The sequence below is a fragment of the Kribbella sp. NPDC055110 genome (assembly GCF_053607525.1).
On record NZ_JBSGTS010000044.1, the window covers coordinates 19,945 to 35,379 of the forward strand.

The window sequence follows — 15,435 nt, forward strand, 5'->3', positions numbered from 1 at the left end:
TGCCGTGATTGCTCGGGAGGGCGGGACACATGCGGGCAACCCGACCGGGGGCCATCCTTCTTGCCACCGGACTGTTGAGCCTGGGCAGCCTCACGGCGACCGCTTACCAGGTGCCAACGGCACCTTTCACGGACAGCGCGACCACGGTCATGCCCGGTTCGGCGCTGCGGCAGACGATCACCGCGAGCGGGCTGACCGAGCTCGGCGATCCGACGACGGCCGGCTTCCGCACTGCCGGGCCGACCACCTACCAGCCCGCGATCGGCAAGGACGCCCCGGCGCAGGACGTGGTGGTGAACACCGGCGACTGCGCGTCCACCGGCGGCTGCGGCGATCGCGGCGCGGTGACGATCACGTTCTCGCAGCCCGTCCGGAACCCGGTCCTGCACCTCGGCGGCCTCGGCGGATCCGTCACCCGGACCGTGAACGGCCGGACGACCGCGCAGTCCGAACTGCACTCGGTCCTGAAGCTCACCACCGCCGGCCTCAGCCTCACGAAGCTCGGACCGGGCAACAACCTCGCGGTCACCAGCGACACGATCACCGCCGCGAACCACGACACCGGCCCGAACTGCGTGAACACCAAGTCGCCGTCCGGCCTCGACACCTCCGCGACCGCTGCCTGCGGGTCGGTCCGCGTGAACGGCGTCGTCACCAAGGTCAGCTTCGACGTGTCGGCATTGTTCACGAAGCATCCGAAGCTGCCCGCGCTGAACAACGGGTCGTCCGGCGACGCGTTCTCGATCGTCGCATCCGCGCCCGAGGACTTCGGTGACGCACCGGCGTCGTACGGCGCGGCATGGTCGGTGCTGAGCGACGTACAGCTCGGCAAGGATGTCACCGAGGACAACGCGGCCGTCGCGAACGGCACGACCGGCCCGGCGACACCGGATCAGGCCGACGACGGGGTCGTTTTCAAGCCGCTTCGCACCAACCAGACGTCGTACACGGCCGACCTGCAGTTGGCCGGTACGTCGAAGGCCGGGCGGGCGTGTGCGTGGATCGACGTCAACCGCAACGGAGCCTTCGACCCGGGCGAGCGGGCCTGCGCCGCATTCGCCGCCAAGCAGACGACCGTCACGTTGCGGTGGGCCGAGCTCGCCCCGAAGGCCGGAGCGTCGTACGCGCGGGTGCGGGTCGGGTATACCAATCCGCAGATCGAGAAGCCGAGCGGCGCGGCCGATGCCGGCGAGGTTGAGGACTACCCGTTCGCGATCACACCGCCGCCTCCGCCGGTCCTGACCGACGACGCCGCGACGACCGGGTTCAACACGGCGGTCGTCGTACCGGTGCTCGCCAACGACAGGCCGGGGGACCCGAGTGCGACGCTCGCGCCCGCGACGCTCTGCCTCGTCGACGGCGGCAAGTGCGTGCAGATGGTGAACGTCGTCGGCCAGGCGAAGTACGTCGCGATGCCCGACGGCACGGTCCGCGTCGAACCGGTGCCTGGCTTCGTCGGTCCGGCCAAGCCCGTTGCGTATCGCGTTGCCGACAGCAACGGTACGACGGCCACTGCCAAGTTGACCGTCACCGTGTCCCTCCCGGATCATCCGGTGGCGACCCCCGACACCGCGACCACGCCGCAGAACGTCAGCGTAGCCGTGAAGCCGCTCGCCAACGACCACGCCGCCGCGGGCGTGCAGCTCGTGCCGGGTTCCGTCGTACTGCGTGATCCGGCCGATGCCGCGTTCAAGAAGAAGGTCGTGATCGCGGGCGAGGGCGAGTACGTCGTGAAGCCCGACGGCGGCGTCGACTTCGTCCCGAAACCGCAGTTCACCGGCGTCGGTACGTCGATCGGCTACCGCGTCACCGACACCACCCACCAGACTGCCGAGTCGACGCTCGCGGTGACGGTCACGCCGGTGACGCCGATCGCCAACGGTGACTCGGTCTCGACCGCGTTCGACACCGACCTCGTCGTACCCGTGCTCGACAACGACCTGCCGGGTTCGCCGGACGCGCCGCTCCTGCCCGCCACGTTGCGGCTCGTCGATCCGGTCAGCAAGAAGCTCGTCGACAAGGTGACGATCGCCCGGCAAGGCACCTACCTGGTTGCCGCTGGCAACGTCACCTTCCAGCCCCTGCACGGCTTCACCGGAGTCGGTACGCCGTTGACGTACCAGGTGCTCGACAAGAACGGTACGGCGGCGCGCGCCGAGCTGACCGTCTCCGTCGCCGCACCTGGGCCGCCAGTCGCGAACCCGGACACGATCACCACGTTGCAGGGCCGCTCCGTCGTGGTCGCGGTCCTCGCCAACGACAAGCCGGGGCCGACGGGCGCCGAGCTGAAGTCCGGCAGCGTGCGCCTGCTGACGCCCACACAGCCCGTGCTGTCGCTCGTCGTCGCGGGCCAGGGCAAGTACTCGGTCAAGGCCGACGGCCGGGTGTTGTTCGAGCCGCTGCCGACGTTCAGCGGCACCGCGACCGCGGTCGGCTACCAGGTTGCCGACAGCAACGGTGCGATCGGGAAGTCGACGCTGACCGCGCGGGTGACGAAGGTCCAGCCCGACGCGTCCGACGACACGACGGGTACGGCGTACGACACGAACTCCGAGGTGCCGGTGCTGGCGAACGACACGGCCGGCGACCCGTCGGTGCCGCTGGTTCCGAGCAGCGTGCGGATGATCGACCCGACGACGAAGCTGCCAACCGCGACGCTCGTGATGCCCGGGCAGGCGACGTACACGACGAAGGCGGACGGGAAGGTCGAGGTCGACCCGCTGCCCAAGTTCACCGGCCCCGCGACACCGGTCACGTACCGCGTCTCGGACGTGAACGGTACGACGGCCACCGCAACGCTGACCGTCACCGTCGCCAAACCGCCCGTGCCGACGGCTGTTCCCGACACCGCCGGCGGCAAACAGAACCTCCCACTTCGCGTGACGCCGCTCGCCAACGACAAGGCCGGTCTCGGGACGTCGCTCGATCCACGCAGCCTCACGCTCGTGGATCCGGCCGACGGCTCGCCGAAGAAGCTCGTGAAGATCCCGGGGCAGGCCGATTACCAGGTCAACCCGGACGGCACGGTCACCGTCGACCCGCTGCCGGGCTTCACCGGTACGGCGACCAAGGTGACGTACCGGATCGCCGACCTGTTCGGACAGACGGCGCGGTCGACGATCACGGTCACGATCACACCGATCACCCCGGTCGCGGCCGATGATGCCGCGCGAACGCCGTACGGCAAGAGCGTCACGGTGAAGGTGCTCGCGAACGACAAACCGGGCGACCCGACGGCGCCGCTGGTGCCGGGCAGTCTGCTGCTCGTCGATCCGGCCGATGGGGTGCCGAAGGCATCGGTGCGGATTCTGAACGAAGGCGTGTACACCGCGGCCGGGGGAGTGGTGCGCGTCGACCCGGCTGGGACGTTCCGCGGTCCTGGTACGCCGCTGACGTACCAGGTGGCCGACCGCAACGGGACGAAGACGACCGCTCGGCTGACCGTCACCGTCGGGCAGCCGCCGGTCGCGATCGCCGATCATGCGTCGACGCTGCAGAACGTGACTGTGACGGTGAACGTGCTGTCCAACGACCGGCCGGGGACCGATGCGACTCTCGTGCCGGGGTCGGTCGGCCTGAACGGGGCCCTGCATCAGGTGACGATTCCTCAGCAGGGCACTTATACGGTGCTGCCGAGCGGTTCGATCGAGTTCGATCCGCTGCCGGCGTTCCGGGGCAAGGCGACTCCGGTGCAGTATCGGGTCGCTGACTCGGACGGCAACTACGCGGTCTCGACGTTGAGCATGACCGTGACACCGGTCAACCCGGTCGCGGTCAACGACTCGGCAATCACGCCGTACGGGCATGCGATCACGGTGAACGTGCCGGCGAACGACAAGCCCGGTGACCCGTCGGCGCCGCTGAAGCCGGCGAGTGTGGTGCTGAAGGACGCGGCCGGTCAGTACGGCAAGACGATGACGCGGGCCGGTGAAGGTGCTTTTGCGGTTGATGCCTACGGCGCGGTGAAGTTCACGCCGGCCAAGGGATTCCAGGGGGTCACGACGCCGACGACGTACCGGATCGCCGACGCCAACGGGACGACCGCGGAAGGTTTGCTGCTGCTGACGGTCGGCAACGGTCCGAAGGCGGTCGCGGATCCGGTCGGCACCAAACAGAACGTGACGATCACCATCGATCCGCTGGCGAACGACGAGCCGGGGACGGGCGCGCAGCTCGATCCGGCATCGGTGCAGGTGTACGGCGGGACGTGGGGACAGCACGCGGTGATCCCGGGGCAGGGCGTGTTCAGCGTGAAGGCCGGGAAGATCACGTTCGACCCGGCGCCGGCGTACCGCGGGGTCGTGTCGGTCGCGTACCGGGTCAGCGACACGACCGGGAACAAGGCGAGCGCGTCGGTCACGGTCACGGTCGCGCCGGTCGTTCCGGTGATCAAGGACGACGCCGCGACCACGCCGTACGAGACCGCGATCACGGTCGACGTGCTCGCGAACGACAAGCCGGGTGATGTCAGCGCGCCGCTGGTCGGCGTACGGCTGATCGATCCGGTGAACGGCGATTCGCTAGCAGTGCTAGCTGTGCCGGGGGAGGGGACGTTCACGGTGCAGCCGTCCGGTGCGATCCGGTTCGCGCCGGTGGACGGGTTCGCGGGCGTGGTCGTCCCGGTCGGGTATCAGGTTGCCGACCGCAACGGCACGATCGGATCCGGCTCGTTGACGATCACGGTGCAGGCGAGGCCGGTCGCCGTACCGGACGAGGCACGGACCAAGCAGCACGTCGCGGTGACGATCGACCCGCTCGCCAACGACAAGCCGGGTCCGGGCGCGACGCTCGACGCGGATTCGGTGCTGCTGGTTGGGCCGGGTGGCGCACTGGTCGACCGGGTCACGATCGCTGGGCAGGGCACGTACGTCGTCGCGGGCGGCAAGGTCACGTTCACCCCGGACGCGACATTCACGGGCACCGCGCGACCGGCCGCGTACGACGTGAAGGACAGCAACCAGAACCCGGCCCGCGCCACCATCACCGTGACGGTCGTGCCGGTCCGGCCGGTTGTCATCGACGACAGCGCGGAGACTGCGTTCGGTACGCCGGTCGACGTCGACGTGCTCGCCAACGACAAGGCCGGTGACCCGTCGGCGCCGCTCCGCCCGAGTTCCGTCGTACTGCGAGATCCCTCGGACGGGGTCGAGAAGAAGTCCGTGACCGTGCCGCACGAGGGCACGTTCGTGGTCGGCGCCTCGGTCATGTTCACGCCGGCGAAGGACTTCATCGGTACGACGCGTGCGCTGGTCTACCGCGTGACCGACGCGAACGGTACGTCGGACACCGCGCTCCTCGACGTCACCGTCGCGGGACCGTTGCTCGCGAAGGCGGCTCCCGACACGGCAACCGGTACGCCGGGCAATCCGGTCGCGGTGAACCCGCTACTCAACGACAGCGGCTTGATTGAACCGAGCTCGGTCTGCCTGCGTACGCCGGCCGGAACCTGCGCGAAGAGCGTCACGAACGGCGCGGGCACCTGGTCCGTCGGCACGGACGGCACCGTCACGCTCAAGCCGGTCGCGGCCTTCACCGGAACCGCGAAGGTCACCTACGAGCGGACCGACGAAACCGGCGAGACCGTCACCGCACCGGTCAAGTTCACCGTCGGCGCCGAGCCCACCGACACCCCCCGCACCCTCAACCGCGCCGCCCTACCGCCGACCGGTGGCCCCCCGCCCATCCTGCTCACCCTAGGCACCCTCCTAGCCGCCCTGGGCGGAACCCTCATAGCCCTAGCCCGCACCCGCAAGTAGACGCTGCGGACCTGCGCCACTCACCAACCAGCCCGCCGGGCCGGGTATCCCGCTCAAGCCGACGTCCCGACCGACCTCTAGGCGTGGTTGATGAGTGGCACACGTCCGCACGTACGGCTACAGGTCCAGCACGAGCATGATCTCGTCGCGGTAATCGTCGGGGGCCACGCGGACGGCGCGCGGATGGGCACCGACTACGCGGTAGCCGAGGGGGCCGTAGAACTTCTCCAGGCCCAGACCGCTGCGGACGGTGAGCTGCAGTTGCTCGAGGCCCAGGTCGACAGCGGAGCCGCGCAGACCTTCCATCAGGATCCGGCCGGCGCCGGTGCCCTGGCTCTCCGGGTGGACCATCACCCGCAGCACCGTCCGCCAGTGCGCCTGCAGCCCGCTGCCGCGGCTCACCAGCATGCCCATCCCGACGTACCGCTCACCGTTGTGGAGTACGCCGAGCAGATCCACCCCGGCCGCGACCCGGCCGAGGGCGCCGTCGAGGTTCTCCGCGATCTGCTCGACCGGCGCCGGCGCCGTGTACCCGACCGCGCCGCCCGCGTTCGTCGCCGCGACCCACGTGTCCAGCAGATCCGCCCGCAACCCCGGACCGAGCGCCTCGTCCGGGTCCGCCACCAGGTATTTCACTGCACCTCCATCTGCGACTGAGTTGCAGATAGCCTACAAGCTGTGCCGCGGCGGAACCGTCCCCAGCTTGTCCGGGTTCCGGATCAGGTACAGCTCGGTGATCCGGCCGTCGGTGCTCTTCATGAACGTGACGGTGTCCGGCTCGTCGTCGAAGTACGCGACGTAGGCCAGCTCGTCGTTCAGCGATGCCATCCGGATCTCGAAGCCCGGGTTGTCCGCGAGCACCGCGAACAGCCAGCGCGCGATCTTCTCCGCGCCGTGGATCGGCCGGAGCGCGGCCTTCTTCTTCCCGCCGCCGTCGCTGATCAGTACGGCGTCCGGCGCGAGCAGCGCGACCACCTGGTCGAAGTCGCCGGACCCGGCCGCCTGCATGAACCGCATCGTCAGCTCGTCGTGGCGCGCCTTGTCGACGTGATGCCGCGGCTGCCGCGCGTGCACATGCCCGCGGGCCCGGTGCGCGAGCTGCCGTACGGCGGCCTCGGACCGGCCGAGGGTGTCCGCGATCTCGTCGTACGGCAGATCGAAGACCTCGCGAAGGACGAACGTTGCGCGTTCGAGCGGTGACAGGGTCTCGAGTACGACGAGCATCGCCATGCTGACCGAGTCCGCGAGCTCGACCGCGGCGGCTGGGTCGTCGTCGGTCGCCAACGGTTCCGGCAGCCACGGGCCGACGTACTGCTCCCGTCGGGACTTCTGCTCGCGCAACCGGTTCAGCGCCAGTCGCGTCGTGATGCGGATCAGGTACGCCCGCGGGTCGCGGATGTCGTCGTGGTCGATGGCCGACCAGCGCAACCACGCCTCCTGCACCACGTCCTCGGCATCGCTCACACTGCCGACAACTCGGTACGCCGCCCCGACCAGAACGGACCGATGCTCGGCGAACTCGCTCGCCAACTGCTCCTCGCTCAGGTCCTGCCGCTCGACCTGCTCGTCGGTGACCTCCGGCGGAGTGGCCGTTATCGCTTCGGTGTAGTCCATCACCGCGCGCTCCAGATCCGTGTAGGCGTCGCTGTCCCGCCACCTTGGCACATCGTGCAGCCCTCCAAAATCCCGTAGTCACCCCCAGGACACGCCCCGCCCCCACCTTGTGACGTGACCCCGCTCACCTCAACTTTGAGAAGCCACCAACCACGGAACGGGCGGAAAAATGGTTGGTGGGTTCTCAAAGTTGGATTCGGGGTACGAGGGTGATGGCGGGGGATTGGATATTCATCCGGGGCGTGGCATACTCATTCATATGAGTTTGACGGTGGCGGTGGCTGGGGCCAGTGGGTATGCGGGGGGCGAGCTGCTCCGGTTGCTGAGTAGTCACCCCGAGGTGGAGATCGGCGCGCTGACCGCAGGCGGGAACGCCGGTACGGCGCTCGGCGTGCACCACCCGCACCTCGTGCCGCTGGCCGGGCGCATCCTGGTCGAGACCACGGCGGAGAACCTCGCCGGTCACGACGTGGTGTTCCTGGCCCTCCCGCACGGACAGTCCGCCGTCATTGCCGAGCAGCTCGGAGATGACGTCACCGTGATCGACTGCGGCGCGGACTTCCGGCTGACCGAGGCCGAGGCGTGGGTCGAGTTCTACGGCGGCGAGCACGCCGGCGCGTGGCCGTACGGACTCCCGGAGCTCCCCGGTCAACGGGACAAGCTCCGCGGGTCGAACCGGGTCGCCGTACCGGGGTGTTACCCCACCGTGTCCACCTTGGCCCTCCTCCCCGCCGTACAGAACGGGCTCGTCGACGCCACCCAACTGGTGGTCGTCGCCGTCAGCGGCACGTCGGGCGCGGGCAAGGCCCCGAAGACACACCTCCTCGGCGCCGAGGTGATGGGATCCGCGTCGGCGTACGGCGTCGGCGGCGTGCACCGTCATACGCCGGAGATCGAGCAGAACCTCTCGCAGTACGCCGAAGGGCCGGTGAGCGTCTCGTTCACGCCGGTACTCGCGCCGATGGCCCGCGGCATCCTCGCGACCTGCAGCGCACCGGTTGCCGAAGGCACCGACTACGCGGCGCTCCGGAAGTCCTACGAGGACGCGTACGCCGACGAGCCGTTCATCCACCTGCTGCCCGAGGGGCAATGGCCCCAGACACAGGCCACCCTCGGCGCGAACACCGTCCAGTTGCAGCTCGCCCTGGACCAGCGCACCGGCCGCGTCACCGTCGTGGCCGCGATGGACAACCTCACCAAGGGCACCGCCGGCGCTGCCGTGCAGTGCATGAACCTGGCCACCGGTCTCGCCGAGACCCTGGCCCTGCCTCTCGTAGGAGTAGCCCCGTGACGCTTGCAGTCACCCCAGCCACCCAAGTCGATCGGAGCGCCGGAGTGACCGCGCCGGCCGGCTTCCGCGCGGCCGGGGTGATCGCCGGGATCAAACCAGCCGGTACGCCGGACCTCACCGTCGTCGTCAACGACGGCCCTGCCGATGTCGCCGCCGGCGTCTTCACCACCAACAAGGTGAAGGCCGCGCCGGTGCTCTGGTCGCAGCAGGTCCTGACCGCCGGCAAGCTGAAGGCCGTCGTCCTGAACTCCGGCGGCGCCAACGCCTGCACCGGACCCGAGGGTTTCCAAGACACCCACAAGACCGCCGAGAAGTTGGCTGCGGTGCTCGGAGTCGGGGCCGCCGAGATCGGGGTCTGCTCGACAGGCCTGATCGGCGAGCGACTTCCTCTCGACAAGCTGATTCCGGGGGTTGACGCGGCAGTCGCGGCGCTGGGCGACGATGCGAAAGCCGGCCTGGCCGCGGCGACCGCGGTCATGACGACCGACAACGTGCCGAAGCAGGCCGCGCTCAAGCACCCGGACGGCTGGAGCATCGGCGGGTTCGCGAAGGGCGCCGGGATGTGCGCGCCGAACATGGCCACGATGCTGAGCGTGATCACCACCGACGCCGTGCTCGACCAGCCGCACCTCGACCACGCCCTGCGGAACGCGGTCAGCAAGACCTTCAACCGGCTCGACGTCGACGGCGGTACGTCGACCAACGACACCGTCCTGCTCCTCAGCTCGGGCGCGTCCGGCGTCACGGTTACTCCCGAGGCGTTCGAGGTGGCCCTCACGGTCCTGGCTGCTGACCTGGTGAAGCAGTTGCAGGCCGACGCCGAGGGCGTCACCAAGCACGTGAGCATCACCGTGCAGGGCGCCGCGACCGAGGCGGAGGCGCTGGCCGCCGCCAAGATCGTTGCCGAGGACAACCTGTGCAAGACCGCGTTCTTCGCCGCCGACCCGAACTGGGGCCGGATCGCGATGGCGGTCGGCAACGCCCCCACCGCGTTCGACCCGTCGCTGCTCGACATCACCCTGAACGGCGCTGCCATTTGTGTCGCCGGTGGCAAGGGTGTGGACAGGTCTGAGGCGGACCTGAGCGGCCTGGAGATCGACGTGCTCATCGACCTGCACGCCGGCCCCGCGTCCGCGACCGTCCTCACCACGGACCTCTCACACGCCTACGTCGAAGAGAACTCGGCGTACTCCTCATGAACAGTCACGCCGACGCGGTCGAGAAGGCCGCCGTACTGACCGAAGCCTTGCCGTGGCTGAAGGAGTTTCACGGCAAGACCGTCGTCGTGAAGTACGGCGGGAACGCCATGGTCGACGACAAGCTCAAGCAGGCCTTCGCCTCCGACATCGTCTTCCTCCGGTACGCCGGGGTGCGCGTCGTTGTCGTACACGGTGGCGGACCGCAGATCAGCGAGATGCTCGGCCGGCTCGGGATCGACAGCGAGTTCCGCGGCGGGCTCCGGGTCACCACGCCCGAGGCGATGGACGTCGTCGGTATGGTGCTGGTCGGCAAGGTCGGCCGCGAGCTCGTCGGCCTGCTGAACGCGCACGGTCCGTTGGCGGTCGGCATGTCCGGTGAGGACGCGGGCCTGTTCACGGCGGAACGTCGTACGGCGCTGGTGGATGGCGAGGCTGTGGATATCGGCCTGGTCGGCGATGTGGTCGAGGTGCGGCCGGAGGCGGTGATCGACCTGATCGACGCCGGCCGGATCCCGGTGGTGTCGACGATCGCGCCGGACGAGGACGGTCAGGCCCACAACGTGAACGCGGACACGGCGGCCGCGGCGCTCGCGAGCGCGCTCGGTGCGGAGAAGCTCGTCGTACTGACCGATGTCGCCGGGCTGTACCGGAACTGGCCGGACAGCGACGAGATCATCACCCAGATCGACACCGACGAACTCGCCGAGTTGCTGCCGTCGCTGGCGTCCGGCATGGTGCCGAAGATGGAAGCCTGCCTGCGCGCGGTCCAGTCCGGTGTCTCCCGAGCCACTGTCATCGACGGCCGGGTGCCGCACTCGCTGCTGCTGGAAATCTTCACCGACGCCGGAAGTGGAACCCAGGTGATCCCGTCATGACCGAACTGCTCACCGTCGACGGCACGCAGGCAGCGCTGACTTCTCGCTACTCCAGCGCGTTGATGAACACGTTCGGCGCGCCGAAGCGGGTCCTGGTCCGCGGCGAGGGTGCGTACCTGTGGGATGCCGACGGCAACAAGTACCTCGACCTGCTCGGCGGGCTCGCGGTGAACTGCCTCGGGCACGCGCACCCGTTCGTGGTGTCCGCGGTGACCTCGCAGCTGGCCACCCTCGGCCACGTCTCGAACTTCTTCGCGTCCGCGCCGCAGATCGCGCTGGCCGAGAAGCTGCTCGGCCTCTTCGACGTCCCCGGCAAGGTGTTCTTCACGAACTCCGGCACCGAGGCGAACGAGGCCGCGTTCAAGATCACCCGGCGGACCGGCCGGACCAAGATCGTGTCCACCGTCGGCGCCTTCCACGGGCGGTCGATGGGCGCGCTCGCGATCACCTGGAAGCCGGCGTACCGGGAGGCCTTCGCGCCGCTGCCGGGCGACGTCGAGTTCGTCCCGTACGGCGATGCGGAGGCGCTGGCCGCTGCGGTCGACGACCGGACCGCGGCCGTGGTGCTCGAGCCGATCCAGGGCGAGAACGGCGTCGTCGTACCGCCGGCCGGCTACCTGCAGGCGGCGCGGCGGATCACTCAGGAGCACGGCGCGCTGCTGTGGATCGACGAGATCCAGACCGGGATCGGGCGGACCGGGACCTGGTTCGCGTACGAGGCCGAGGGGATCACGCCGGACCTGGTGACCGTCGCGAAGGGGCTCGGTGCCGGCATCCCGATCGGTGCGTGCATCGGTCTCGGTGCGGCCGCGGACCTGCTGCAGCCGGGGAACCACGGGACAACGTTCGGCGGCAACCCGGTCGCGGCGATCGCCGGGCTGGCGGTACTGACCGTGATCGAGCGGGACGGCCTGCTCGCCCAGGTGAATGCCGTCGGCAACCACCTCGCGTCGTCGATCATCGCGCTCGACCACCCGCTGATCGCGGGCGTCCGCGGGCGCGGGCTGCTGCTGGCGATCCAGTTGACCAAGCCCGTGTCGGATCAGGTGACGGCGCTCGCGCTGGAGGCCGGGTTCGTGGTGAACAATCCGATCCCGGACGCGGTGCGGCTGGCACCGCCGTACATCCTCGGCAAGGCTGATGCAGACAGTTTCGTCGCGGCCCTTCCGGGGCTGCTAGATCGGGTGGAGGTCTGATGACAGTGCTGATGTCGCGACTCCGTCGCGACGGGTCATGGGGCTGTGACTCCCGGCCTTCCCTCGTCGTTCCGGTCGCTTCGCTCCCTCCACTCCTCAGTCCAGGCCGGGAGGCCCCATGACCAGGCACTTCTTGCGGGACGACGACCTTTCGCCTGTTGAGCAGGACGAAGTACTGACGCTGGCCGCGCAACTAGCGGGGGACCGGCACGGGCACAAGCCGCTCGAGGGGCCGAAGACCGTCGCGGTGATCTTCGACAAGACGTCGACGCGGACGCGGATCTCGTTCGCGGTCGGGATCTCGGAGCTGGGCGGCGTACCGCTGATCATCGACGCGCAGACCTCGCAGCTCGGCCGGGGCGAGCCGATCGCCGACACCGCGCGGGTGCTGGACCGGCAGGTCGCGGCGATCGTGTGGCGGACGTTCGGGCAGGCGCGGATCGAGGAGATGGCGGCCGCGTCGTCGGTGCCGGTCGTGAATGCGCTGACCGACGAGTTCCACCCGTGCCAGATCCTCGCTGACCTGCAGACGGTGCGGCAGCACAAGGGATCGACGGCCGGGCTGAAGCTGGTGTACCTGGGCGACGGCGCCAACAACATGGCGCACTCGTACCTGCTGGGCGGCGCGACCGCCGGCATGCACGTCGTCGTCGGCTCGCCGGCCGACTACCAACCGGACCCTGCGATTCTCGCCTGCGCCGCGGAGATCGCCGAGCAGACCGGCGGCTCGGCGACCTGGACCGCGGACGCCGCAGCAGCCGTTGACGGTGCCGATGTCGTTGCCACCGACACCTGGGTGTCGATGGGGCAGGAGTCCGAGGCGTCCGATCGTGAAGCGCCGTTCGTGCCGTACGCCGTGACGGAGCAACTGCTCGGCAAGGCGAAGCCGGATGCGATCGTGCTGCACTGCCTGCCCGCCTATCGTGGCAAGGAGATCGAGGCAGCCGTGATCGACGGACCGCAATCGGTCGTCTGGGACGAGGCCGAGAACCGGCTGCACGCGCAGAAGGCGCTGCTGTCGTGGCTGCTGGCAAGGAGTTTCTCGTCGTGAGTATCGCGGTTCCTACGACGAAGACGGCCCGCCAGCAGCGGATCGTCGATCTGCTCGGGCGGCAGCCGGTGCGGTCGCAGACCGAACTGGCTGATCTGCTCGCCGCGTCCGGGCTGGTGGTCGGGCAGGCGACGCTGTCACGGGACCTGGTCGAAATCGGTGCGGTGAAGGTGCGCGACTCATCCGGTCAGCTCGTGTACGCCGTACCGGGTGAAGGCGGTGACCGTACGCCGCGTGCCGGTGAGGCTGCTGCGTTCGAAGCCCGGCTGGCCCGGGTGGCGTCCGAGCTGCTCGTGTCGGCGGAGGGCAGCGCCAACCTGGTCATCCTGCGAACCCCGCCGGGGGCGGCCCAGTACTTCGCGTCGGCGATCGACCACGTGGGGCTGGACGACGTCCTCGGCACCATCGCCGGCGACGACACCGTGATGGTCGTCTCCCGCAACCCCACCGGCGGCGCGGCCCTGGCCGCCCGTTTCCTGTCCCTCGCAGCCCGCGAACCGAACGCCCGCGAACCGAAGTAGAGGAAGTGTCTTGAGTACTGGAGAGAGCGGCGCGCGGGATTCGGCGTTGTGGGGAGCCCGGTTCTCGGGCGGACCTGCCGATGCGCTGGCGGCGTTGAGCAAGTCGACGGACTTCGACTGGCGGCTGGCGCCGTACGACATCGCCGGGTCGAAGGCCCACGCGAAGGTGCTGCACCGCGCGGGGCTGCTGACCGACGACGACCTGGCCGCGATGCTGGCCGGGCTCGACGGGCTGCTGGCCGACGTACTGTCCGGAGAGTTCCTCCCCGCCCCGGAGGACGAGGACGTGCACACCGCGCTGGAGCACGGACTCCTCGTTCGGCTCGGTGCCGAGCTGGGCGGGCGGCTGCGTGCGGGGCGGTCGAGGAACGACCAGGTCGCCACGCTGTTCAAGAGCTACCTGCGCGATCACGGCCGGGTCATCGGGCGGTTGCTGCTGGAGCAGGTGAACACGCTGGCGGATCAGGCGTCGCGACATCTCGGTGTTGCGATGCCGGGGCGGACGCACCTGCAGCACGCGCAGCCGGTGCTGCTGTCGCATCATCTGCTCGCGCACGCCTGGCCGCTGATCCGGGACCTCGATCGGCTCGCCGACTGGGACGCGCGGGTTGCCGCGGATTCGCCGTACGGCTCGGGAGCCCTGGCTGGTAGCTCGCTGGGGCTGGACCCGGTGTTCGTCGCGCATGAACTGGGCTTCACGAACTCGTCGGCGAACTCGATCGACGGGACGTCGTCGCGGGACTTCGTCGCGGAATTCGCGTTCGTCACCGCGCAGATCGGTGTCGACCTGTCCCGGCAGGCCGAAGAAGTGATCCTCTGGGCGACGAAGGAGTTCGGGTTCGTCGAGCTGGACGACGCGTTCTCGACCGGGTCGAGCATCATGCCGCAGAAGAAGAACCCGGACATCGCCGAGCTCGCCCGCGGAAAGGCCGGGCGGCTGATCGGGAACCTGAGCGGGCTGCTGGCGACGCTGAAGGCGCAGCCGCTCGCGTACAACCGGGACCTGCAGGAGGACAAGGAGCCGGTCTTCGACTCCATCGACACCCTCGAGGTGCTGCTGCCCGCGTTCACCGGGATGATCCACACGCTGCGCTTCAACGCGGATCGCCTGGAGGAGCTGGCACCACAGGGCTTCTCGCTGGCGACCGACATCGCCGAGTGGCTGGTCCGCCAGAAGGTCCCGTTCCGGGTCGCACACGAACTGGCCGGCGCCTGCGTCCAGGAGTGCGAGAAGCGTGGCATCGAACTCTGGGACCTGACCGACGAGGACCTCGCCGCCATCTCGCCGTCGCTGACCCCCGAGGTCCGGTCGGTGCTCACCGTCAAAGGCTCGCTGGCGTCGCGGAACACTCGCGGCGGTACGGCGCAGGAGCGCGTCGCCGAACAACTCGCTGAACTGCGGACCCATGCCGCCGCCCACACCACCCGTCTCGCCTGACCACCCGCCAGCTGCACAGCAATCTGGCTGCCTGGCGCAGAACACGACCCACACATGGCGCACGGAGTTTTCGGTGGGCGCCACGGGGTTGGGGAGGACTACTTCCCGGATCGGGCAGGAAATCCGGCTCTTGTGACTGATGTGCGGGTGGTCGACGGGTTCCAGGCGGTGCCGGGCCCGGTGTGATGTGCACGCTCGACAGGATGTGTCGGGTGGCCGGGTAGTGCACCTGAGCGTGAACGCGCCCGTGTGTACACCGTCTCGCCGGGGCACTACCTGTCGAGCGTGCACATCACCCCGCCGCGAGCAGCTGTCCCGCCACCAGCCCGATCACCCAACCACCCGTCCGGAAGCCACCCGTCCGGCAGAAGAACGGATATCCCCTGGCGTTGGGGGGGGGGGCCCCCGAATCGAAACGCGCCAACAAAAAAAACCCCCCCAACAACCCCCCCGGGGCGGGGGGGGGTTGGGGCCCCCCCCCCCCCCCGCGGGAA

The 15,435-nt window shown here is 69.4% G+C and carries 10 protein-coding genes; 8 read left to right on the top strand and 2 right to left on the bottom strand.

Annotated features, from left to right (window positions below):
- The first annotated feature begins 110 nt into the window (after positions 1–110).
- Positions 111–5,756 (top strand): Ig-like domain-containing protein, encoded by a 5,646-nt coding sequence (locus tag ACWF0M_RS36445; protein WP_452240323.1) that lies wholly within the window; start codon positions 111–113, stop codon positions 5,754–5,756.
- A 117-nt stretch (positions 5,757–5,873) separates the two neighbouring features.
- Here ACWF0M_RS36445 and ACWF0M_RS36450 read toward each other — a convergent pair whose 3' ends face one another.
- On the bottom strand, positions 5,874–6,392 hold the full coding sequence (locus tag ACWF0M_RS36450; protein ID WP_452240324.1) for an N-acetyltransferase family protein: 519 nt from the start codon (positions 6,390–6,392) through the stop codon (positions 5,874–5,876).
- A 33-nt stretch (positions 6,393–6,425) separates the two neighbouring features.
- Positions 6,426–7,421, bottom strand: a complete 996-nt coding sequence (locus ACWF0M_RS36455) for an RNA polymerase sigma-70 factor (protein ID WP_452240325.1) — start codon at positions 7,419–7,421, stop codon at positions 6,426–6,428.
- Positions 7,422–7,629: 208 nt separating this feature from the next.
- Between ACWF0M_RS36455 and argC the strand changes: the two genes are divergently transcribed.
- The 7 genes from argC to argH all read left to right on the top strand — a co-directional run bounded on the left by argC (position 7,630) and on the right by argH (position 14,941).
- Positions 7,630–8,661, top strand: coding sequence for an N-acetyl-gamma-glutamyl-phosphate reductase (argC, locus tag ACWF0M_RS36460; protein WP_452240326.1), 1,032 nt, complete (start codon positions 7,630–7,632; stop codon positions 8,659–8,661).
- On the top strand, positions 8,658–9,860 hold the full coding sequence (gene argJ / locus ACWF0M_RS36465) for a bifunctional glutamate N-acetyltransferase/amino-acid acetyltransferase ArgJ (RefSeq protein ID WP_452240327.1): 1,203 nt from the start codon (positions 8,658–8,660) through the stop codon (positions 9,858–9,860). Before argC ends, argJ begins: the two co-directional genes overlap by 4 nt.
- Positions 9,857–10,735, top strand: a complete 879-nt coding sequence (gene argB / locus ACWF0M_RS36470; RefSeq protein WP_452240328.1) for an acetylglutamate kinase — start codon at positions 9,857–9,859, stop codon at positions 10,733–10,735. The genes argJ and argB overlap by 4 nt, the downstream gene beginning before the upstream one ends.
- The gene (locus ACWF0M_RS36475; protein ID WP_452240329.1) at positions 10,732–11,931 is read left to right on the top strand and encodes an acetylornithine transaminase; all 1,200 of its coding nucleotides are present in this window, start codon (positions 10,732–10,734) and stop codon (positions 11,929–11,931) included. Before argB ends, ACWF0M_RS36475 begins: the two co-directional genes overlap by 4 nt.
- A 118-nt stretch (positions 11,932–12,049) precedes the next feature.
- Entirely contained in the window at positions 12,050–12,982 is a 933-nt protein-coding gene (gene argF, locus ACWF0M_RS36480; RefSeq protein WP_452240330.1) for an ornithine carbamoyltransferase, read from the top strand.
- Entirely contained in the window at positions 12,979–13,503 is a 525-nt protein-coding gene (locus tag ACWF0M_RS36485) for an arginine repressor (RefSeq protein WP_452240331.1), read from the top strand. The genes argF and ACWF0M_RS36485 overlap by 4 nt, the downstream gene beginning before the upstream one ends.
- 10 nt (positions 13,504–13,513) lie before the next feature.
- On the top strand, positions 13,514–14,941 hold the full coding sequence (gene argH / locus ACWF0M_RS36490) for an argininosuccinate lyase (protein ID WP_452240332.1): 1,428 nt from the start codon (positions 13,514–13,516) through the stop codon (positions 14,939–14,941).
- Positions 14,942–15,435 lie beyond the last annotated feature (494 nt).

Coding starts and splice junctions, on each gene's coding strand:
- argF (WP_452240330.1), top strand. CDS start 12,050: ATGACCAGGCACTTCTTGCGGGACGACGACCTTTCGCCTGTTGAGCAG.
- argB (WP_452240328.1), top strand. CDS start 9,857: ATGAACAGTCACGCCGACGCGGTCGAGAAGGCCGCCGTACTGACCGAA.
- argC (WP_452240326.1), top strand. CDS start 7,630: ATGAGTTTGACGGTGGCGGTGGCTGGGGCCAGTGGGTATGCGGGGGGC.
- ACWF0M_RS36475 (WP_452240329.1), top strand. CDS start 10,732: ATGACCGAACTGCTCACCGTCGACGGCACGCAGGCAGCGCTGACTTCT.